Source organism: Pseudomonas sp. IT-P4 (genome assembly GCF_949767755.1).
Lineage (GTDB): Bacteria > Pseudomonadota > Gammaproteobacteria > Pseudomonadales > Pseudomonadaceae > Aquipseudomonas > Aquipseudomonas monachiensis.
In genome coordinates this window covers 332,827-352,486 of sequence record NZ_CATKPX010000045.1, presented here as the reverse complement: position 1 = coordinate 352,486, position 19,660 = coordinate 332,827, and the positions used below count along the sequence as shown (strand labels likewise).

17 protein-coding genes are annotated in these 19,660 nt (G+C 59.6%); 9 read left to right on the top strand and 8 right to left on the bottom strand.

What is annotated here, in order from left to right:
* Nucleotide 1: 1 nt before the first annotated feature.
* The 7 genes from ispC to rpsB form a co-directional block, all read right to left on the bottom strand.
* Nucleotides 2–1,192, bottom strand: a complete 1,191-nt coding sequence (ispC, locus tag ACM6IT_RS19530) for a 1-deoxy-D-xylulose-5-phosphate reductoisomerase (RefSeq protein WP_056720978.1) — start codon at nt 1,190–1,192, stop codon at nt 2–4.
* Nucleotides 1,189–1,995 carry a phosphatidate cytidylyltransferase gene (locus ACM6IT_RS19525; protein ID WP_056720980.1) on the bottom strand — a complete coding sequence of 269 codons (807 nt, stop codon included), beginning with the start codon at nt 1,993–1,995 and terminating at the stop codon, nt 1,189–1,191. Before ACM6IT_RS19525 ends, ispC begins: the two co-directional genes overlap by 4 nt.
* Nucleotides 1,995–2,750, bottom strand: coding sequence for a polyprenyl diphosphate synthase (gene uppS, locus ACM6IT_RS19520; protein WP_046041127.1), 756 nt, complete (start codon nt 2,748–2,750; stop codon nt 1,995–1,997). Before uppS ends, ACM6IT_RS19525 begins: the two co-directional genes overlap by 1 nt.
* Nucleotides 2,751–2,763: 13 nt before the next feature.
* The gene (frr, locus tag ACM6IT_RS19515) at nt 2,764–3,321 is read right to left on the bottom strand and encodes a ribosome recycling factor (protein ID WP_008000041.1); all 558 of its coding nucleotides are present in this window, start codon (nt 3,319–3,321) and stop codon (nt 2,764–2,766) included.
* Nucleotides 3,318–4,061, bottom strand: coding sequence for a UMP kinase (gene pyrH / locus ACM6IT_RS19510; RefSeq protein ID WP_056720982.1), 744 nt, complete (start codon nt 4,059–4,061; stop codon nt 3,318–3,320). The genes frr and pyrH overlap by 4 nt, the downstream gene beginning before the upstream one ends.
* A 210-nt stretch (nt 4,062–4,271) precedes the next feature.
* Entirely contained in the window at nt 4,272–5,135 is an 864-nt protein-coding gene (gene tsf / locus ACM6IT_RS19505) for a translation elongation factor Ts (protein ID WP_414913869.1), read from the bottom strand.
* A gap of 189 nt (nt 5,136–5,324) precedes the next feature.
* On the bottom strand, nt 5,325–6,062 hold the full coding sequence (gene rpsB / locus ACM6IT_RS19500; RefSeq protein WP_008052780.1) for a 30S ribosomal protein S2: 738 nt from the start codon (nt 6,060–6,062) through the stop codon (nt 5,325–5,327).
* A 371-nt stretch (nt 6,063–6,433) separates the two neighbouring features.
* Here rpsB and map point away from each other — a divergent pair, with 371 nt between their 5' ends.
* The 8 genes from map (at nt 6,434) to ACM6IT_RS19460 (ending at nt 15,818) form a co-directional block, all read left to right on the top strand.
* Nucleotides 6,434–7,216 (top strand): type I methionyl aminopeptidase, encoded by a 783-nt coding sequence (gene map / locus ACM6IT_RS19495; RefSeq protein ID WP_008057306.1) that lies wholly within the window; start codon nt 6,434–6,436, stop codon nt 7,214–7,216.
* A 41-nt stretch (nt 7,217–7,257) separates the two neighbouring features.
* The gene (locus tag ACM6IT_RS19490; protein WP_056720984.1) at nt 7,258–9,960 is read left to right on the top strand and encodes a [protein-PII] uridylyltransferase; all 2,703 of its coding nucleotides are present in this window, start codon (nt 7,258–7,260) and stop codon (nt 9,958–9,960) included.
* Nucleotides 9,961–10,027: 67 nt separating this feature from the next.
* Nucleotides 10,028–11,227, top strand: a complete 1,200-nt coding sequence (gene dapC, locus ACM6IT_RS19485; RefSeq protein WP_414913870.1) for a succinyldiaminopimelate transaminase — start codon at nt 10,028–10,030, stop codon at nt 11,225–11,227.
* Between the two features lie 164 nt (nt 11,228–11,391).
* On the top strand, nt 11,392–12,120 hold the full coding sequence (locus ACM6IT_RS19480) for a M12 family metallopeptidase (protein WP_414918534.1): 729 nt from the start codon (nt 11,392–11,394) through the stop codon (nt 12,118–12,120).
* Between the two features lie 574 nt (nt 12,121–12,694).
* A complete protein-coding gene (locus ACM6IT_RS19475) occupies nt 12,695–13,057 on the top strand; it encodes an ArsC family reductase (protein ID WP_007978403.1) in 363 nt (120 codons plus the stop codon).
* Between the two features lie 32 nt (nt 13,058–13,089).
* Nucleotides 13,090–14,124, top strand: coding sequence for a 2,3,4,5-tetrahydropyridine-2,6-dicarboxylate N-succinyltransferase (gene dapD, locus ACM6IT_RS19470; RefSeq protein ID WP_414918533.1), 1,035 nt, complete (start codon nt 13,090–13,092; stop codon nt 14,122–14,124).
* An 84-nt stretch (nt 14,125–14,208) separates the two neighbouring features.
* Nucleotides 14,209–15,414, top strand: a complete 1,206-nt coding sequence (locus ACM6IT_RS19465; RefSeq protein WP_414918532.1) for an aminotransferase class V-fold PLP-dependent enzyme — start codon at nt 14,209–14,211, stop codon at nt 15,412–15,414.
* Nucleotides 15,411–15,818, top strand: a complete 408-nt coding sequence (locus ACM6IT_RS19460) for a SufE family protein (protein WP_056720991.1) — start codon at nt 15,411–15,413, stop codon at nt 15,816–15,818. The genes ACM6IT_RS19465 and ACM6IT_RS19460 overlap by 4 nt, the downstream gene beginning before the upstream one ends.
* A gap of 81 nt (nt 15,819–15,899) precedes the next feature.
* On the opposite strand, the gene tcdA is transcribed toward ACM6IT_RS19460, so the two are convergent.
* Nucleotides 15,900–16,712, bottom strand: a complete 813-nt coding sequence (gene tcdA, locus ACM6IT_RS19455) for a tRNA cyclic N6-threonylcarbamoyladenosine(37) synthase TcdA (RefSeq protein ID WP_223542166.1) — start codon at nt 16,710–16,712, stop codon at nt 15,900–15,902.
* A 264-nt stretch (nt 16,713–16,976) separates the two neighbouring features.
* Between tcdA and ACM6IT_RS19450 the strand changes: the two genes are divergently transcribed.
* Nucleotides 16,977–19,568 carry a glycosyltransferase gene (locus ACM6IT_RS19450; protein WP_414918531.1) on the top strand — a complete coding sequence of 864 codons (2,592 nt, stop codon included), beginning with the start codon at nt 16,977–16,979 and terminating at the stop codon, nt 19,566–19,568.
* Nucleotides 19,569–19,660 lie beyond the last annotated feature (92 nt).

Sequence of the window (19,660 nt, the reverse complement as noted above, 5' to 3'; positions counted from 1 at the left end):
TTTACCGCCCGTGACGGCTCAACCATTGTCCGGCCAGCAATCGCGCCTTCGCGTCTGCCGTGAACACTGCATCGAGATCATCCACAGCCACTACGGGCTCCAGATTCAGTACTTCCTCGATGATACTCGCGATTTCCGGGTAACGAACCCGTTCGTCGAGAAATGCCGCCACCGCCACTTCGTTCGCCGCATTGAGCATGGCCGGCGCGCTGTTACCCGCTTCGGCCGCCTGACGGGCCAGACGCAGGCAAGGGAAACGCTCTTCATCGGGCGCCTGGAAGTCCAGCCGCGCAATGGCAAACAGATCCAGCGGCGCCACACCCGAATCGATCCGCTCCGGCCAGGCCAGGGCATTGGCGATGGGCGTGCGCATGTCCGGATTACCCAGCTGTGCCAGAACGGAACCATCGACGTAGTCGACCAGCGAATGGATCACACTTTGTGGGTGAATCACCACCTCGACCTGGGATGGCCTGGCATCGAACAGCCAGCAGGCTTCGATCAACTCAAGCCCCTTGTTCATCATGCTGGCCGAGTCCACGGAGATTTTTCGCCCCATGGACCAGTTCGGATGAGCACACGCCTGATCGGGAGAAACATGCGCCAGCTCAGCCATTGGCGTCTGCCGGAACGGACCGCCTGAAGCCGTCAGCAAAATCCGGCGCACACCGACCGACTCAAGGCCACGGGCATAATCCAGCGGCATGCACTGGAAAATGGCGTTGTGCTCGCTATCGATCGGCAGCAACACCGAACCGCTCTTGCGCACGGCCTGCATGAACAGCGCGCCGGACATGACCAGCGCTTCTTTATTAGCCAGGAGGATCTTCTTGCCAGCCTCGACCGCCGCCAGTGTCGGACGCAATCCCGCCGCGCCGACGATGGCCGCCATGACCGTATCGACTTCCGGATCGGAAGCGACCTGGCACAAACCCTCCTCGCCCACCAGGACACGGGTCGAAAGACCCGCCGCGCGCAAATCATCCTGCAGGGTACGGGCAGCTGCGACTTCAGGTACCACGGCAAATCGCGGGACATGGCGCACGCAAAGCGCCAGCAGCTCACTCAAGCGGGTGAAGCCAGTCAAGGCAAAGACCTGATATCGATCCGGGTGACGAGCGATGACGTCGAGCGTACTCAGGCCAATCGAGCCGGTCGCGCCCAGAACGGTAATCTGTTGCGGGCGGCTCACGGGGCGGCCATCCACAGCAGCACCGCAAACAGCGGAATCGCTGCCGTCAGGCTATCGATACGATCCAGCACGCCGCCGTGACCCGGAAGCAGATTGCTGCTGTCCTTGATCCCGGATTGACGCTTGAACATGCTTTCAGTGAGATCACCCACCACCGAAATGAACACGATCAGCGCGGCACCGATCAACCCCTTGAACAGTTCGGCCACCGTCCAGTCGCGCACCAAAGCAACGATTGTGGTAATCACCAGGCTCAACGCCAGACCACCGTACACGCCTTCCCAGCTTTTGCCCGGACTGACCTGCGGTGCGAGCTTGCGCTTGCCGAAAGCACGACCGGAGAAGTAGGCGCCAATATCGGCCCCCCAAACCAACACCATCACTGCCATGATCAGCCAGTTACCCAGCGGGTATTGCTTGATCTGCACCAGGCCTTGCCAGGCCGGCAGGAGAATCAGCAGGCCGATCACCAACTTGGTCGCCGCATTGGACCAATGCTCGCTCGAACGCGGATAGGTCAGCACCAGATACGTCGCCACTGCCCACCACAGCACCGAAGCGCCCAATACCCAAGGCGCAAGACCGGGCAGGATGTACATGAGGAACAGCGCCAAAGCGACCACAGCGGCATAGCCGACGCGGAACGCTTGAGCGGCAAAACCCGCCAGACGCGCCCATTCCCAGGCACCAAGGGTCACGACCAGCCCGATGAACAGTGCAAAACCGGAACCTTCAAGCAGGAAAAACCCGCACAGGGCAATCGGTAGCAGGATCAGCGCGGTGATGATTCGTTGTTTAAGCATTAAACCCGGGCTCCAGCCTCGACCTGCTCGCTCGTTTTACCGAAGCGGCGCTGGCGGGAAGCGTAATCGGCCAGCGCATTGCGCATGGCATCGTGTTTGAAGTCCGGCCAGAACAGGTCGGAGAAATACAGCTCGGCATAGGCCAGCTGCCAGAGCAGGAAGTTGCTGATGCGGTGCTCGCCGCCGGTACGGATACACAGGTCCGGCAGCGGCAGGTCGCCCGTGGCCAGGCAGGTCTGCAGCAGATCGGGCGTGATGTCTTCCGGACGCAGGTGTCCGGCCTGGACCTCTCGCGCCAGTCGTTGCGCTGCTTGCGCGATATCCCACTGACCGCCGTAATTGGCGGCTATCTGCAGGACAAATCGATTGGCGCCGGCCGTCATTGCCTCGGCTTCACGCATGGCAGCCTGCAGCTCTGGATGAAAACGCGAGCGATCGCCAATGATGCGCAGGCTGATGTTGTTGTCGTTGAGGCGCTTGGCCTCTCGACGCAGCGCCTTGAAGAACAGATCCATCAAAGCGCTGACCTCATCGGCCGGACGCTGCCAGTTCTCGCTGGAAAAGGCGAACAGGGTCAGCACTTCGACCTTGGCCTCGGCACAAACTTCAATGACGGCACGCACCGCATCCACGCCCGCTTTATGCCCGGCGACACCCGGCATAAAGCGTTTTTTCGCCCAGCGATTGTTACCATCCATGATGATCGCGACATGGCGCGGCACCGCGGACGGTGCAGACTGCTTGGTCTTTTCCATGAAAACGCGACCCTTATACGGCCATCAGGTCTTTTTCTTTCTGCGCCAGGTCCGCGTCGATTTTAGCCACGAACTTCTTGGTCAGATCATCGATCTCGCCAGTCGCACGACGCTCCTCGTCTTCGCTGATCTCTTTTTCCTTGACCAGATCCTTGAGCTGGCTGTTGGCATCGCGACGGATGTTGCGCACGGCAACACGGGCATCTTCAGCGACGTCACGAGCCTGCTTGGTGAAGCCCTTGCGGGTTTCTTCGGTCAGGGCAGGCATGGAGATCAGCAGCAGTTCGCCGAGGTTGGTCGGGTTCAGGTTCAGACCCGCGCTACCGATCGCCTTGTCGACGGCACCCAGCATGTTGCGCTCGAAAGCAACGACTTGCAGGGTACGGGCGTCCTTGACGGTGATGTTGGCCACTTGCTTGATCGGGGTGTCGGAGCCGTAGTACGGCACCATCACGCCTTCCAGGATGCTCGGGTGCGCCTGGCCGGTACGAATGCGGCCGAAGTTGTGCGCCAGCGATTCCACGGATTTCTGCATGCGCTCTTGAGCGTCTTTCTTGATTTCGTTGATCATTGTGCGCCTTCCTCGATCAGGGTCCCTTCAGCGCCGCCGTGTACGATATTCAGCAGGGCGCCGGGCTTGTTCATGTTAAATACGCGTAGTGGCATCTTGTGGTCGCGGCACAAGCAAATGGCCGTCAGATCCATCACACCCAGCTTGCGATCCAGCACTTCATCATAAGTCAGATGATCGAACTTCTCGGCATGCGGGTCTTTGAACGGGTCAGCGGTGTAGACGCCATCGACCTTGGTCGCCTTGAGCACGACGTCGGCATCGATTTCGATTGCACGCAGGCAGGCTGCCGAATCCGTCGTAAAGAACGGGTTGCCGGTACCGGCCGCGAAAATCACCACGTCCTTGGAGTTCAGGTGGCGCATGGCCTTGCGACGATCGTAGTGATCGGTCACGCCAACCATGGAAATAGCGGACATCACGATGGCCGAGATGTTGGCGCGCTCGAGAGCGTCGCGCATGGCCAGGGCGTTCATCACAGTGGCCAGCATGCCCATGTGGTCGCCGGTGACACGGTCCATGCCAGCCTTGCTCAGCGCTTCACCGCGGAACAGGTTGCCACCACCGATAACCAGACCGACCTGAACACCGATGCCGACCAACTGGCCAACTTCCAATGCCATGCGATCCAGAACTTTCGGATCGATCCCGAACTCTTCCGAGCCCATCAGGGCCTCGCCGCTAAGCTTGAGTAGAATGCGTTTATAGCGAGCCTGATAACCACTGCCCTGCTGAGCCATTGCGAATCTCTCCTGCGGCGTATTTTAAAAATTCTTTGCGAGCTGTTTACAGCTGGCGTTCAATCTAGCTTGGCGCTGCTTCAGCGCCATCGGAACATGGCTTTGTAAGCCAGTTCCAAAGGGAAACCAAATAAAAATTGATACCCCATCTGAAAAGAGGCTGCGCGCGTGAGCGGGCAGCCTCTTCTGGGCGACAGTTAAAAAACCGTCTTATTGCTTGGCGGCAGCCAGCTGGGCAGCAACTTCTTCTGCGAAGTTGTCCACTGGCTTCTCGATGCCTTCGCCTACTTTGAAGTAAGTGAAGGAAACGATTTCAGCGCCGGCTTTCTTGGCCAGTTCGCCGACCTTGATTTCAGGGTTCTTGACGAAAGCCTGCTCAACCAGGCTGGCTTCGGCCAGGAACTTGCTGATACGGCCTTTGACCATGTTTTCAACGATGTTTTCCGGCTTGCCGGCGATCTTGTCAGCGTTCAGCGTCAGGAACACGCCTTTCTCGCGCTCGATCGCTTCAGCGGAAACTTCCGATGGCAGCAGGAATTCAGGATTGGTAGCCGCTACGTGCATAGCGATGTCCTTGGCCAGCTCAACACTGCCGCCTTTCAGGACAACTGCAACACCGATCTTGTTGCCGTGCAGGTAGCCACCGACAACGTCACCTTCAACGCGTGTCAGACGACGGATGTTGACGTTTTCGCCAACCTTGCCGACCAGTACCAGGCGAGCAGTTTCTTGAGCTTCGATCAGCGGAGCAACATCAGTCAGCTTGTCGGCGAACGCTTTTTCAACGCTTGCTGCAACAAATTCCTTGAAGTCGTCCTGCAGGGCCAGGAAGTCGGTCTGCGAGTTCACTTCCAGCAGAACGGCGGATTTACCGTCTTCCTTCAGAGCGATAGCGCCTTCAGCGGCAACGTTGCCGGCTTTCTTGGCAGCCTTGATGGCGCCCGAAGCGCGCATGTCATCAATGGCTTTCTCGATGTCGCCGCCAGCCTTGGTCAAGGCCTTTTTGCAGTCCATCATGCCTTCGCCAGTACGCTCGCGCAGTTCTTTGACCAACGCTGCAGTAATCTCTGCCATTTCAAAATCCTCTTGGATAGGTTTTCAACCATTCCACCCGATCGAACGGGCGATCAATTCTTCCCGAACCACCCTTGTTAGCTGCCGCACGTTACAGATAGAGCAGTGGGCGCCGACAAATGGTTTTCGAGGTGGCAAAAAGGGGGCCAAGCCCCCTTTTTGCTTACTGAGTCAACGCCAGGGCGTCAATTACTCAGCTGCAGCCTGAGTTTCTTCAGCTGCGAACTCAACGGTGCCGCCGGCAACATTGTTGCGACCGCGGATGACAGCGTCAGCCATCGAACCCATGTACAGTTGGATAGCGCGGATTGCGTCATCGTTGCCTGGGATGATGTAGTCAACGCCTTCCGGGCTGCTGTTGGTATCGACTACGCCGATAACCGGGATGCCCAGCTTGTTGGCTTCGGTAATCGCGATGCGCTCGTGATCAACGTCGATAACGAACAGAGCGTCTGGCAGACCGCCCATGTCCTTGATACCACCCAGGGAACGATCCAGCTTTTCCAGGTCACGAGTGCGCATCAGCGCTTCTTTCTTGGTCAGCTTGGCGAAAGTACCGTCTTCGGCTTGAACTTCAAGGTCACGCAGACGCTTGATGGAAGCACGGATGGTCTTGAAGTTGGTCAGCATGCCGCCCAACCAGCGGTGATCGACGTACGGCGAACCGCAACGTGCTGCTTCTTCAGCAACGATCTTGCCAGCGGAACGCTTGGTGCCGACGAACAGAATCTTGTTTTTGCCCTGGGCCAGACGCTCTACGAAAGTCAGAGCTTCGTTGAACATTGGCAGGGTTTTTTCAAGGTTGATGATGTGGATCTTGTTACGCGCGCCGAAAATGTACTTGCCCATTTTCGGGTTCCAGTAACGGGTCTGGTGACCGAAGTGCACACCGGCCTTCAGCATATCGCGCATGTTGACTTGGGACATGATAGTTCCTTAATAAGTCGGGTTTGGCCTCCACGTATCCCAATGACCAACCAGCAGCATCAGCTGAAGGCACCCAGGTCATCGTGTCGACACGTGTGTGGATTTAGGCTTTACGGGACATCCCCGGAAAGCGGCGCATTTTATACCATAAGGCAGGGCAAAACGGAACCCGGATTCTGAAATCCTGGCGAGCGTTTTGCTCAATCCCTTGGAATCCGCCAAGAATGCACCATTCTATAGAGAGAAGCGATGCACACAGGCGCAGATTTGCGCTGCTCGTCTGGTAGAATCGCATTTTTCAGGGCCGCGAAGTTCGATCGCGCAATGCCCTTTCCGTTTAGAAAGCGCCGCCTGGCGCAGAGAGAGCCTGTATGACCGTCACCCTCAAAACCCCCGAGGATATCGCCAAAATGCGTATCGCCGGCAAACTGGCCGCCGATGTGCTGGAAATGATTGCCGAATACGTCAAGCCGGGCGTTACCACCGACCAACTGAACCAGATCTGCCACGACTACATCGTCAATGAGCAGAAAGCCATCCCTGCCCCGCTCAACTACAAGGGCTATCCAAAGTCGATCTGCACGTCGATCAACCATGTGGTCTGCCATGGCATCCCGAACGACAAGCCGCTCAAGGATGGCGACACCCTGAACATCGACGTCACCGTCATCAAGGACGGTTACCACGGCGATACCAGCCGCATGTTCCACGTCGGCACCGTGCCGGTCTGGGCCGAGCGCCTGTCCCAGGTGACCCAGGAATGCATGTACAAGGCGATCGAGATCGTCAAGCCCGGCTGCCGCCTGGGCGACATCGGCGAAATCATCCAGAAGCACGCGGAAAAGAACGGCTTCTCGGTGGTTCGTGAATTCTGCGGCCATGGTATCGGCAAGGTGTTCCACGAAGAGCCGCAGATCCTGCACTACGGCCGAGCCGGCACCGGAATGGAACTCAAGGCTGGCATGACTTTCACCATCGAGCCGATGATCAACCAGGGCCGTGCCGACACCAAGGTACTGGGCGATGGCTGGACCGCAATCACCAAGGACCGCAAGCTCTCGGCACAGTGGGAACACACCCTGCTGGTGACCGAAACCGGTTACGAGATCTTCACCTTGCGCAGCGATGACACCATCCCTCGCGTTTCGGCCTGATCCCGTTACCGTACATCGCCTATAGAAAGGAAAGCCAATCGATGCCGCAGGTGGATCCCGAACTCTTCGACCGCGGCCAGTTCCAGGCTGAACTGGCCCTGAAGGCAAGCCCGATCTCGGCCTTCAAGAAGGCGATCCGCCAGGCCCGCGAAGTGCTCGACACGCGCTTTCGCAACGGCCGGGACATTCGCCGGCTGATCGAGGATCGCGCCTGGTTCGTCGACAACATCCTGCAAAAGGCCTGGGAGCAGTTCAGCTGGAGCGAGGACGCCGACATCGCACTGGTCGCGGTCGGCGGCTACGGCCGTGGCGAATTGCACCCCTATTCCGACATCGATTTGCTGATCCTGCTGGACAGCGCCGACCACGAGGTTTTCCGCGATTCCATCGAGCGTTTTCTGACGCTGTTGTGGGACATCGGCCTGGAAGTCGGTCAGAGCGTTCGTTCGGTCGACGAGTGCGCCGTCGAGGCCCGCGCCGACCTGACGGTCGTCACCAACCTGATGGAAAGCCGCACCATCGCCGGCCCCGAGCATTTGCGCCAGCGCATGCTGGACGTCACCGGTACCGGGCACATGTGGCCGAGCAAGGACTTCTTCCTGGCCAAGCGTGCCGAACAAAAGGCTCGCCACCACAAGTACAACGACACCGAATACAACCTGGAACCCAACGTCAAAGGCTCACCCGGCGGCCTGCGGGATATCCAGACGATTCTGTGGGTAGCCCGTCGCGAGTACGGCACCCTGAACCTGCGGGCACTGGCTGGGGAAGGGTTCCTGGTGGAGAGTGAAAACGCCCTGCTCGCCTCCTCCCAGGAGTTCCTGTGGAAGGTTCGCTATGCCCTGCACATGTTGGCTGGCCGCTCCGAAGACCGCCTGCTGTTCGATCACCAGCGCACCATTGCCGGGCTGCTGGGCTTCAAAGGCGACGACGCCAAGCAAGCCATCGAAAACTTCATGCAGCAGTATTACCGGGTGGTCATGAGCATCGCCCAGCTCAGCGACCTGATCATCCAGCACTTCGAGGAAGTCATCCTCGCACCGGAAGACGAATCACCACCGCAGCCGATCAACTCGCGTTTCCAGTTGCATGACGGCTACATCGAGGCACGCAACGACAACGTTTTCCGCCGCACGCCGTTCGCCATGCTCGAAATCTTCGTGCTGATGGCCCAGCAGCCGGAAATCAAGGGCGTGCGCGCCGACACCATTCGCCTGCTGCGGGAACACCGCCACCTGATCGACGACGACTTCCGCAACGATATTCGCAACACCAGCCTGTTTATCGAATTGTTCAAATGCAAGATCGGCATCCACCGCAACCTGCGGCGCATGAATCGTTACGGCATCCTGGGGCGTTACCTGCCCGAATTCGGTTTCATCGTCGGGCAGATGCAACACGACCTGTTCCACATCTATACGGTCGATGCCCACACCCTGAACCTGATCAAGCACCTGCGTAAGTTGCAGTACACCCAGGTGTCGGAAAAATTCCCGCTGGCCAGCAAGCTCATGGGAAAACTGCCCAAACCCGAGCTGATCTACATGGCCGGCCTGTACCACGACATCGGCAAAGGCCGACATGGCGACCACTCGGACATCGGAGCGGTCGATGCCGAGGCGTTTTGCCAGCGCCATCAGCTGCCAGTGTGGGACAGCCGCCTGATCGTGTGGCTGGTGCAAAACCACCTGGTGATGTCGACCACCGCCCAGCGCAAGGACTTGTCCGACCCGCAGGTGATCCACGATTTCGCCCAGATCGTCGGCGACGAAACCCGCCTCGACTACCTGTATGTGCTCACCGTCTCCGACATCAACGCCACCAACCCGACCCTGTGGAACTCCTGGCGCGCCAGCCTGCTGCGCCAGCTCTACACCGAGACCAAGCGCGCCCTGCGTCGCGGCCTGGAGAACCCGGTGGATCGCGAAGAGCAGATCCGCCAGACCCAGAGCGCCGCCCTGGATATCCTGGTGCGCGGCGGCACCGACCCGGACGACGTCGAGCAGTTGTGGGCGCAGCTGGGTGACGACTATTTCCTGCGCCACACCGCCGGCGACGTCGCCTGGCACAGTGACGCGATCCTCCAGCAACCGGCCGACGGCGGACCACTGGTGCTGATCAAGGAAACCACCCAACGCGAGTTCGAAGGTGGCACGCAGATCTTCATCTACGCCCCTGACCAGCACGACTTCTTTGCCGTGACCGTGGCCGCGATGGACCAGCTCAACCTGAACATCCACGACGCCCGGGTCATCACCTCCAGCAGCCAGTTCACCCTCGACACCTATATCGTGCTCGACACCGACGGCGACTCGATTGGCGATAACCCGGCGCGGGTCAAACAGATCCGCGAGGGCCTGACCGAAGCCCTGCGCAACCCGGACAACTACCCGACCATCATCCAGCGCCGGGTACCGCGCCAGCTCAAGCATTTCGCCTTTGCGCCACAGGTGACGATCCACAACGACGCCCAGCGCCCGGTGACGGTGCTGGAACTCACGGCGCCCGACCGCCCGGGCCTGCTGGCGCGCATTGGCACGATCTTCCTGGAGTTCGACCTGTCGTTGCAGAACGCCAAGATCGCCACCCTCGGCGAGCGCGTGGAAGACGTGTTCTTCATCACCGACGCCAACAATCAGCCGCTGTCCGACCCGCTGCTGTGCAGCCGCCTGCAGGATGCGATCGTCGAACAACTGAGCGTCAACCAGGAACCTGATATCAAACTGTCGCGCATCAGCATCTGAATCAACACATTTCCCCTGTGGGAGCCCCCTCGCCACAAGCTCGCTCCCACATTGAAAGAGGCCCCCGATGAACAACGCTCTGTCCCAGCTCCAGCCCTACCCGTTCGAGAAACTCCGCGCCCTGCTCGGCAGCGTGACGCCAAACCCGGACAAGCGTCCGATCGCGCTGTCCATCGGCGAGCCGAAACACCGTTCGCCAAGCTTTGTCGCTGAGGCTTTGGCCAGCAATCTGGAAAAAATGGCCGTGTACCCGACCACACTCGGTATCCCGGAGCTGCGTGAAGCCATCGCGGCATGGTGCGAGCGGCGCTTCGATGTCCCCAAGGGCTGGATCGACCCGGCGCGCAACGTGCTGCCGGTCAACGGTACCCGCGAGGCCTTGTTTGCCTTCACCCAGACCGTAGTCAACCGTGGCGATGACGCGCTGGTAGTCAGCCCGAACCCCTTCTACCAGATCTACGAAGGCGCGGCGTTCCTCGCCGGGGCCAAGCCGCATTACCTGCCGTGCCTGGACGAAAACGGCTTCAACCCGGATTTCGACGCCGTGTCGCCGGACATCTGGAAGCGCTGCCAGATCCTGTTCCTGTGCTCGCCAGGCAACCCGACCGGCGCCTTGATCCCGGTCGACACCCTGAAAAAACTGATCGCCCTGGCCGATGAACACGATTTCGTAATCGCCGCGGACGAGTGCTACAGCGAACTGTATTTCGACGAACAGACTCCACCACCAGGCCTGCTCAGCGCTTGCGCGGAATTAGGCCGCAAAGACTTCAAACGCTGCGTGGTGTTCCACAGCCTGTCCAAGCGTTCAAACCTGCCAGGCCTGCGTTCGGGCTTTGTGGCCGGTGATGCCGACGTCCTCAAGGGATTCCTGCTCTACCGCACCTACCACGGCTGCGCGATGCCGGTTCAAACCCAACTGGCCAGCGTTGCCGCATGGAATGACGAAGTGCACGTGCGTGCCAACCGGGCGCTGTATCGCGAGAAGTTCGATGCGGTGCTGGAAATCCTCAGCCCGGTCATGGACGTACAGCGACCGGATGGCAGCTTCTATCTGTGGCCGAATGTGGCCGGTGACGACTCAGCGTTCTGCCGCGACCTGTTCGAGGAGGAGCACGTGACGGTGGTACCGGGATCTTATCTGTCGCGGGATGTCGATGGCGTCAACCCGGGGGCCGGACGCGTGCGCATGGCGCTGGTTGCGCCGTTGGCGGAGTGTGTCGAGGCTGCCGAGCGCATTCGTGATTTTGTCACTCGTAATCGATAATCCAAAAACCACCCGCACTGTGCAATGCAGTGCGGGCGACCTTCAACTAGCGCAACACTCTCTAATAGTCAGAAACTTTACCTTCGAATAACCAAAAAACTAATCTCCACGCCGAACCTAAGCGTTTTTTTAACCTTAGGAAGTTATCGACAAGGAGATAGTCAATGCTGAATGAACAGCCCTGCAAAATTATCGGCCCATTAAATGAGCAAGATTCATACGAGACGGCCATCAATGAAAACCCCAGCAATGCCCCCACCGCATCACCAGGTGGTCGAAACAAACGCGGCGTCGCCATTCATTCCAAGTTCTGGGCTAGCCACAGAACGCTGAAAATTGCTTTCCTCAACCCGCCATCCAGCGCACACCGTGAGGCAGCGATAAAGGCCATCAAAGTATGGCAACCCTCCATCAATCTCAAACTGGATTTTGTCAACGGCACAGAGGGCGATATCCGTATCACCATGGAGCCCCCCCTTAACTACTCCGCCATTGGCACTGATGCCATGTTGCGCGGTCCTGATGAAAACACAATGAACATCGGCACGGATCCAGAGCACCCCGGATTCGAAGCCACTGTTCTACATGAATTTGGCCATGCGCTGGGGATGCAACATGAACATCAACATCCAAAAGCCGATATTCCATGGAACAAACCCGCCGTCTATGACTTTTACTTATCCGCCTATCAGTGGAGCAAAGAAGAGGTCGATCACAACTTATTCAAATTACTTGAAGACAAACTCACCCGCACGACGGTCTACGATCCAACTTCAATCATGCACTACCCCATATCCAACGAACTTACGACGGGCGATTGGTCGGTACAAAAAAATACGATACTTAGTCAAAATGATCGTCGTCTGATGCGCAAGATTTACCCAAAACAATAATGCAGCCGGATTCAAGACATTACCTACCAACTCACTTTACCGCTCCAAGCCTGGCCTCACTTCGGTCCAATTCCCCCCAACACCTCGCGCAACACGTCATCACCCATCTGGTGATGACGGCTGAGGCTGTACAACTCCAATTGATGGCGATACTCGGACATCATTCGCGCCTTGAGCTCTGCGGCCGTCGAAGAACAACAGCAGCGGCAGAAGCAGAAACAGTTCAGGGTCGATTGCCACATGCAAACCCAGCGTCGCCAGGCGAGTAAGGCCCCAGCGGCGGTTTGCATAAACAGTGGTTCCCGGAAAATCGACAGCATTGAAGTGCCATATTGGCCGCTTAGACTACGGGTGTCCCTTGCACCTACGTCGCACAGGTACAGAGTGCCCTGAAACACCGCAACCCCTGTGGGAGCGAGCCTGCTCGCGATGGCTGCGCATCAGCCAACCATGATGCTGGATGTCATGGCCCAATCGCGAGCAGGCTCGCGCCCACAGGTTTTGCGTTTTAACTGAAAGGCCATGGCATAATCCCGGACCAATTATTTCCAGCACCTGCAAAGGGGGCAAATCCTTGACCGTTTCAAGCAAAACGTTGCACCTTTTCGGCATCAAAGCCTGCGACACCATGAAAAAGGCGCGCACCTGGCTCGATGAACACGCTGTCAGCTATGACTTTCATGATTACAAGGCGGTCGGTATCGACCGTGAACACCTGACCCAATGGTGCAGCGAGCACGGTTGGGAAGTGGTGTTGAACCGTGCAGGCACGACCTTTCGCAAGCTCGACGACGAACGCAAAGCCGATCTCGACCAGACGAAAGCCATCGAACTGATGCTCGCACAACCCTCGATGATCAAGCGCCCGGTGCTCGATCTCGGTGACCGAACCCTGATTGGCTTCAAGCCAGATATCTACGCGGCCGCGCTCAAGTAAGCAGCCCGTTCAATTTTATTAGAGGTATACACATGTCCACTACCCTGTTCAGCCTGGCCTTCGGCGTCGGCACTCAAAACCGTCAAGGCGCATGGCTGGAAGTGTTCTACGCCGCCCCGGTACTCAAGCCATCGACTGAAGTCCTCGCCGCTATCGCACCGATCCTGGGCTACACCGAAGGCAATCAGGCCATCGCGTTCAGTACCGCACAGGCCTCGCAACTGGCTGAAGCCCTGAAAAGCGTCGACGCTGCCCAGGCGGCCCTGCTGACCCGCCTGGCCGAGAGCCACAAACCGCTGGTTGCCACCCTGCTGGCTGAAGACGCCCAGCTGTCGTCCACCCCCGAGGCCTACCTCAAGCTGCACCTGCTGAGCCATCGCCTGGTCAAGCCGCACGGCCTGAACCTGACCGGGATTTTCCCGTTGCTGCCAAACGTGGCCTGGACCAGCCAGGGCGCGGTCGACCTGAGCGAGCTGGCCGAACTGCAACTCGAAGCCCGCCTGCGCGGCGAACTGCTGGAAGTGTTCTCGGTGGACAAGTTCCCGAAAATGACCGACTACGTGGTTCCGGCCGGCGTGCGTATCGCTGACGCGGCGCGTCTGCGCCTGGGCGCTTATGTGGGCGAAGGCACCACCGTGATGCACGAAGGCTTCATCAACTTCAACGCCGGCACCGAAGGCCCGGGCATGATCGAAGGCCGCGTATCCGCTGGCGTATTCGTCGGCAAGGGTTCGGACCTGGGCGGCGGTTGCTCGACCATGGGCACCCTGTCGGGCGGCGGCAACATCGTGATCAAGGTCGGTGAAGGCTGCCTGATCGGCGCCAACGCCGGTATCGGTATCCCGTTGGGCGACCGCAACACCGTCGAGTCGGGCCTGTATGTGACCGCCGGCACCAAGGTGGCGCTGCTGGACGAGAACAATCAACTGGTCAAAGTGGTCAAGGCCCGTGAACTGGCTGGCCAGCCGGACCTGCTGTTCCGTCGCAATTCGGAGACCGGTGCCGTGGAATGCAAAACCCACAAATCGGCCATCGAACTGAACGAAGCGCTGCACGCTCACAACTAAGTGCCGCAGGCACCTGTGGGAACGACGGTGCGTCGCTCCCACAAGGTCCGGTGTACATCCGCCCAAGTTCACAGGGCTGAACACATGATGATTCTCTCTCCCTGGCGTGCCGATTTTCCGGCTATCGCCGCCCTGCAACGGCAAGACCAGACCTATCTGGACAACGCCGCCACCACGCAAAAACCTCAAGCCCTGCTCGATGCCCTGGCGCACTACTACGCCAATGGCGCGGCCAACGTGCATCGGGCGCAGCATTTGCCCGGCGCCCACGCCACCCAGGCGTTTGAGGACAGCCGCCGCAAGGTTGCGCAATGGCTCAATACTGGCGATTGCGGGCAGATCATTTTTACCCACGGTGCGACATCCGCGCTGAATCTACTGGCCTATGGCCTGGAACATCTTTTCAATCCGGGCGACGAGATTGTCATCAGCGCCCTGGAGCATCACGCCAACCTGCTGCCGTGGCAGCAACTGGCGCACCGTCGCGAGCTGAAACTGGTGATCCTGCCGCTGGATGCCGACGGCGTGATCGACCTTGAAGCCGCGGCCGGTCTGATCGGCCCACGCACGCGCCTGCTGGCGGTCAGTCAACTTTCCAACGTGATTGGCGCGTGGCAGCCGCTGCCTGAATTACTGGCACTGGCCAAGGCGCACAACGCCCTGACCGTGATCGACGGCGCCCAGGGCGTGGTTCATGGTCGCCACGACGTGCAAGCGCTGGGCTGCGACTTTTATGTGTTCTCCAGCCACAAGCTCTACGGCCCCGATGGGTTGGGGGTGCTGTTCGGTCGCAATACGGCGCTGCAACAACTGCGTCCCTGGCAGTTCGGCGGTGAAATGGTGCTCGATGCCAATTATCAAGACGCACGCTTTCGCCCGGCACCGCTGGGTTTCGAGGCCGGGACGCCGCCGATTGCCAGCGTGATCGGCCTTGGCGCGACACTGGATTACCTCGCCGGACTCGATCAGGACGCCGTGTCCGCCCATGAAGCTGCGCTACATGCCTGCCTGCTCAAGGGCCTGGAGGCGCGCAACGGCATCCGCCTGCTGGGCAAGCCACAAGTGGCGCTGGCCAGTTTCACCGTCGAGGGTGTGCATAACTCCGATCTCGCGCATTTGCTGACCGAACAAGGGATCGCGGTGCGTGCTGGCCATCACTGTGCGATGCCGCTGCTCAAACGCTTCGAACTGGCCGGAGCGATTCGGGTGTCGCTGGCGTTGTACAACGATTCCGAAGACCTGGAGCGGTTCTTCGAAGCCCTGGATCAGGCACTGGAGCTATTGCGATGAACCTGCCCGCCGATGCCGTGACGGCACTGGACACCTTTCAGAAAGCGGCCGGCTGGGAACAACGCGCACGCCTGCTGATGCAATGGGGCGAGCGCCTGCCGGCGTTGAGTGAGGCGCAGATGTGTGATGCCAACCGGGTGCACGGCTGTGAAAGCCAGGTGTGGCTGGTGGGCGAATTGCGCGATGGCCACTGGCAATTCAGCGCCAACAGCGATGCACGGTTGATTCGCGGGTTGGTGGCGTTGCTGCTGGCGCGGGTCAACGGCTTGTCGGCGGCCGAGTTGCAGCAGGTGGATTTGCCGGACTGGTTCAATCAGTTGGGGCTGGGGCGGCAGTTGTCCGAGTCCCGCAGCAATGGTTTGAATGCGGTGCTGCAGCGAATGCGTAGCCTAAGCGACGCGTAGGAGCTGCCGAAGGCTGCGATCCTTGGCGCCTTTGGGCACAACAGCTCTTGAAGATCAAAAGATCGCAGCCTTCGGCAGCTCCTACGGCTTGACCCGCTCCGCCGGCCGCCGCACACCCGCGACAATCTTGTCCACAGCCTTGGTCGCCGCGACCATGCCGAAGGTCGCCGTCACCATCATCACCGCGCCAAACCCGCCGGCACAGTCGAGCTTGACCCCATCACCGACAAAACTTTTCTGCAGGCAAATGCTGCCGTCCGGTTTTGGGTAGCGCAGTTGCTCGGTGGAAAACACGCACGGCACGCTGTAATGGCGGGTCACCGTGCGTGAGAAGCCGTAGTCGCGGCGCAGCGTGGAACGTACTTTCGAAGCCAATGGATCATTGAACGTGCGATTGAGGTCGCAGACCTGGATCAACGTCGGGTCAATCTGCCCGCCCGCGCCGCCGGTGGTGATGATCTGGATCTTGCGCCGCTTGCACCAGGCGATCAGCGCGGCCTTGGCGTTGACGCTGTCGATGCAGTCGATTACGCAGTCGATGTTCGGCGTGATGTACTCGGCCATGGTGTCGCGGGTCACGAAGTCAGGCACCGCGTGCACCGTGCAGCCCGGGTTGATCCCGCGCAGACGCTCGGCCATCACCTCGACCTTGGGCTTGCCCACAGTGCTGTCCAGCGCGTGCAACTGACGGTTGGCGTTGCTGACGCAGACGTCGTCGAGGTCGAACAGCGAAATCTCGCCCACGCCACAACGGGCCATGGCTTCCGCCGCCCAGGAACCGACACCACCGACGCCGACGATCGCCACATGGGCCGCGCGCAGGCGCTCAAGGCCTTCGATGCCATACAAACGGGCGATGCCAGCAAACCGCGGATCTTCTGTACTCATGACCATTACCCCAAAAACCGGCGCGCATTATAGGGCCGTCGGCGCCCAAGAGCATCATTGCGCTATGAACGGGCAACATCCACGAAAACTACATCGAACAAAGATTCGCCCTACACGCTCTAACGAAAGAACTTAAACCGACTTGGATTGCCCAATGTCCGGCAATTCCGTGTCCGCTGTACGACTAGAGAATGCCCGGTGTAGGATGCGCGCCCCTTGGCGACCGCCAACCGTTCCTTCGTTCCACAGTCTTTGGAACCCGAAATAACTATGTCATCGCGTAAATTTGGACTCAACCTGGTCGTGGTGCTCGCCATCGCTGCCTTGTTTAACGGCTTCTGGGCGCTGATCAATCGCCCGGTCACCGCCCCCAACTGGCCTGAACAGATCTCCGGTTTCTCGTACTCGCCCTTCCAGCAGGGCCAGTTCCCGCAGAAGGACCAGTTCCCGACCGACGATCAAATGCGTCGCGACCTGGAGATCATGAGCAAGCTGACGGACAACATCCGCATCTACTCGGTCGATGGCACGCTGCAAAACATCCCGAAACTGGCGGAAGAGTTCGGCTTGCGGGTGACCTTGGGGATCTGGATCAGCCCGGACCAGGAACGCAACGAACGGGAAATCACCCGCGCCATTGAAATCGCCAATTCCTCGCGCAGCGTGGTTCGCGTGGTGGTCGGCAACGAGGCCATTTACCGCAAGGAAATCACCGCCCAGGCACTCAGCGTCATGCTCGATCGCGTGCGCGCTGCCGTGAAAGTGCCGGTGACCACGTCCGAACAGTGGCACGTGTGGGAAGAACATCCGGAACTGGCCAGGCACGTCGACCTGATCGCCGCGCACATCTTGCCTTACTGGGAGTTCGTCCCGATGGACAAGGCCGGGCAGTTCGTCCTGGATCGCGCCCGCGACTTGAAAAAGATGTTCCCGAAAAAACCACTGCTGCTGTCCGAGGTGGGCTGGCCGAGCAACGGCCGCATGCGCGGTGGCGCCGATGCCTCACCGGCAGACCAGGCGATCTACCTGCGAACCCTGGTCAACAAGCTCAACCGCCAGGGCTTCAACTACTTCGTGATCGAAGCGTTTGACCAGCCGTGGAAAGTCAGCGACGAAGGTTCCGTCGGCGCCTACTGGGGCGTGTTCAACGCCGCGCGCCAGCAGAAATTCAACTTCGAAGGCCCGGTGGTAGCGATTCCGCAATGGCGCGTATTGGCCATTGGCTCGGTGGTATTGGCGCTGTTGTCGCTGACCCTGCTGATGATCGACGGATCGGCCCTGCGCCAGCGCGGTCGCACCTTCCTGACCTTCATTGCGTTCCTGTGCGGTTCGGTGCTGGTGTGGATCGGTTACGACTACAGCCAGCAATACAGCACCTGGTTCAGCCTGACCGTGGGCTTCTTGCTCGCCCTCGGTGCGCTCGGGGTGTTTATCGTGCTGCTGACCGAAGCCCATGAACTGGCCGAAGCGGTGTGGGTGCACAAGCGCCGGCGCGAGTTCCTGCCGGTGGAAGGCGACTCCAGCTACCGCCCGAAAGTGTCGATTCACGTGCCCTGCTACAACGAACCGCCGGAGATGGTCAAACAGACCCTCAACGCCCTGGCCAACCTCGACTATCCGGACTTCGAAGTCCTGATCATCGACAACAACACCAAGGACCCGGCGGTCTGGGAACCGGTGCGCGATTATTGCGAAACCCTCGGCCCGCGCTTCAAGTTCTTCCACGTCGCACCGCTGGCCGGCTTCAAGGGCGGCGCGCTGAACTACCTGATCCCGCACACCGCCAAGGATGCCGAAGTGATCGCGGTGATCGACTCCGATTACTGCGTGCACCCGAACTGGCTCAAGCACATGGTGCCGCACTTCGCCGACCCGAAAATCGCCGTGGTGCAGTCGCCGCAGGATTACCGCGACCAGAACGAAAGCACCTTCAAGAAGCTCTGCTACGCGGAATACAAAGGCTTCTTCCACATCGGCATGGTCACCCGCAACGACCGTGACGCGATCATCCAGCACGGCACCATGACCATGACCCGTCGCTCGGTGCTCGAAGAACTGGGCTGGGCCGACTGGTGCATCTGTGAAGACGCCGAACTGGGCCTGCGGGTATTCGAAAAAGGCCTGTCGGCGGCGTATTACCACACCAGCTACGGCAAGGGCCTGATGCCCGATACCTTCATCGACTTCAAGAAACAGCGTTTCCGCTGGGCCTACGGAGCGATCCAGATCATCAAGCGTCACACCGCCAGCCTGCTGCGCGGCAAGGACACCGAACTGACCCGCGGCCAACGCTACCACTTCCTCGCGGGCTGGTTGCCGTGGGTGGCGGACGGCATGAACATCTTCTTCACCGTCGGCGCGCTGTTGTGGTCGGCGGCGATGATCATCGTGCCGCAACGGGTCGATCCGCCGCTGCTGATCTTCGCAATCCCGCCATTGGCGCTGTTCGTGTTCAAAGTCGCCAAAATCATCTTCCTCTACCGTCGTGCGGTCGGAGTGAATTTGAAGGATGCCTTCTGTGCGGCGCTGGCCGGTCTGGCGTTGTCCCACACCATCGCCAAAGCGGTGCTGTACGGCTTCTTCACCAGCAGCATTCCGTTCTTCCGTACGCCGAAGAATGCCGACAACCACGGCTTCTGGGTGGCGATTTCCGAAGCACGGGAAGAGATGTTCATCATGCTGCTGTTGTGGGGCGCGGCGCTGGGGATCTTCCTGGTGCAGGGCCTGCCGAGCAACGACATGCGCTTCTGGGTCACCATGCTGCTGGTGCAGTCGCTGCCGTACGTCGCGGCGCTGATCATGGCGTTCCTGTCGTCGCTGCCGAAACCGACCGCCGAACCTGAAACGGCACCTGTCGTCTAAATCTCTGCGGATGCACTAAACGGCGGCCAATGGTCGCCGTTTTGCTTTAAGATAAGCGCCATTTTGCGGGGCTTGGCGTGATACAGGTCGTA

What these genes read in the sequence shown, in the direction of transcription:
- ACM6IT_RS19525 (WP_056720980.1), bottom strand. Translation starts at nt 1,995, where the DNA reads ATGCTTAAACAACGAATCATCACCGCGCTGATCCTGCTACCGATTGCC.
- uppS (WP_046041127.1), bottom strand. Translation starts at nt 2,750, where the DNA reads ATGGAAAAGACCAAGCAGTCTGCACCGTCCGCGGTGCCGCGCCATGTC.
- frr (WP_008000041.1), bottom strand. Translation starts at nt 3,321, where the DNA reads ATGATCAACGAAATCAAGAAAGACGCTCAAGAGCGCATGCAGAAATCC.
- pyrH (WP_056720982.1), bottom strand. Translation starts at nt 4,061, where the DNA reads ATGGCTCAGCAGGGCAGTGGTTATCAGGCTCGCTATAAACGCATTCTA.
- tsf (WP_414913869.1), bottom strand. Translation starts at nt 5,135, where the DNA reads ATGGCAGAGATTACTGCAGCGTTGGTCAAAGAACTGCGCGAGCGTACT.
- rpsB (WP_008052780.1), bottom strand. Translation starts at nt 6,062, where the DNA reads ATGTCCCAAGTCAACATGCGCGATATGCTGAAGGCCGGTGTGCACTTC.
- map (WP_008057306.1), top strand. Translation starts at nt 6,434, where the DNA reads ATGACCGTCACCCTCAAAACCCCCGAGGATATCGCCAAAATGCGTATC.
- ACM6IT_RS19490 (WP_056720984.1), top strand. Translation starts at nt 7,258, where the DNA reads ATGCCGCAGGTGGATCCCGAACTCTTCGACCGCGGCCAGTTCCAGGCT.
- dapC (WP_414913870.1), top strand. Translation starts at nt 10,028, where the DNA reads ATGAACAACGCTCTGTCCCAGCTCCAGCCCTACCCGTTCGAGAAACTC.
- ACM6IT_RS19480 (WP_414918534.1), top strand. Translation starts at nt 11,392, where the DNA reads ATGCTGAATGAACAGCCCTGCAAAATTATCGGCCCATTAAATGAGCAA.
- dapD (WP_414918533.1), top strand. Translation starts at nt 13,090, where the DNA reads ATGTCCACTACCCTGTTCAGCCTGGCCTTCGGCGTCGGCACTCAAAAC.
- ACM6IT_RS19465 (WP_414918532.1), top strand. Translation starts at nt 14,209, where the DNA reads ATGATGATTCTCTCTCCCTGGCGTGCCGATTTTCCGGCTATCGCCGCC.
- ACM6IT_RS19460 (WP_056720991.1), top strand. Translation starts at nt 15,411, where the DNA reads ATGAACCTGCCCGCCGATGCCGTGACGGCACTGGACACCTTTCAGAAA.
- tcdA (WP_223542166.1), bottom strand. Translation starts at nt 16,712, where the DNA reads ATGGTCATGAGTACAGAAGATCCGCGGTTTGCTGGCATCGCCCGTTTG.
- ACM6IT_RS19450 (WP_414918531.1), top strand. Translation starts at nt 16,977, where the DNA reads ATGTCATCGCGTAAATTTGGACTCAACCTGGTCGTGGTGCTCGCCATC.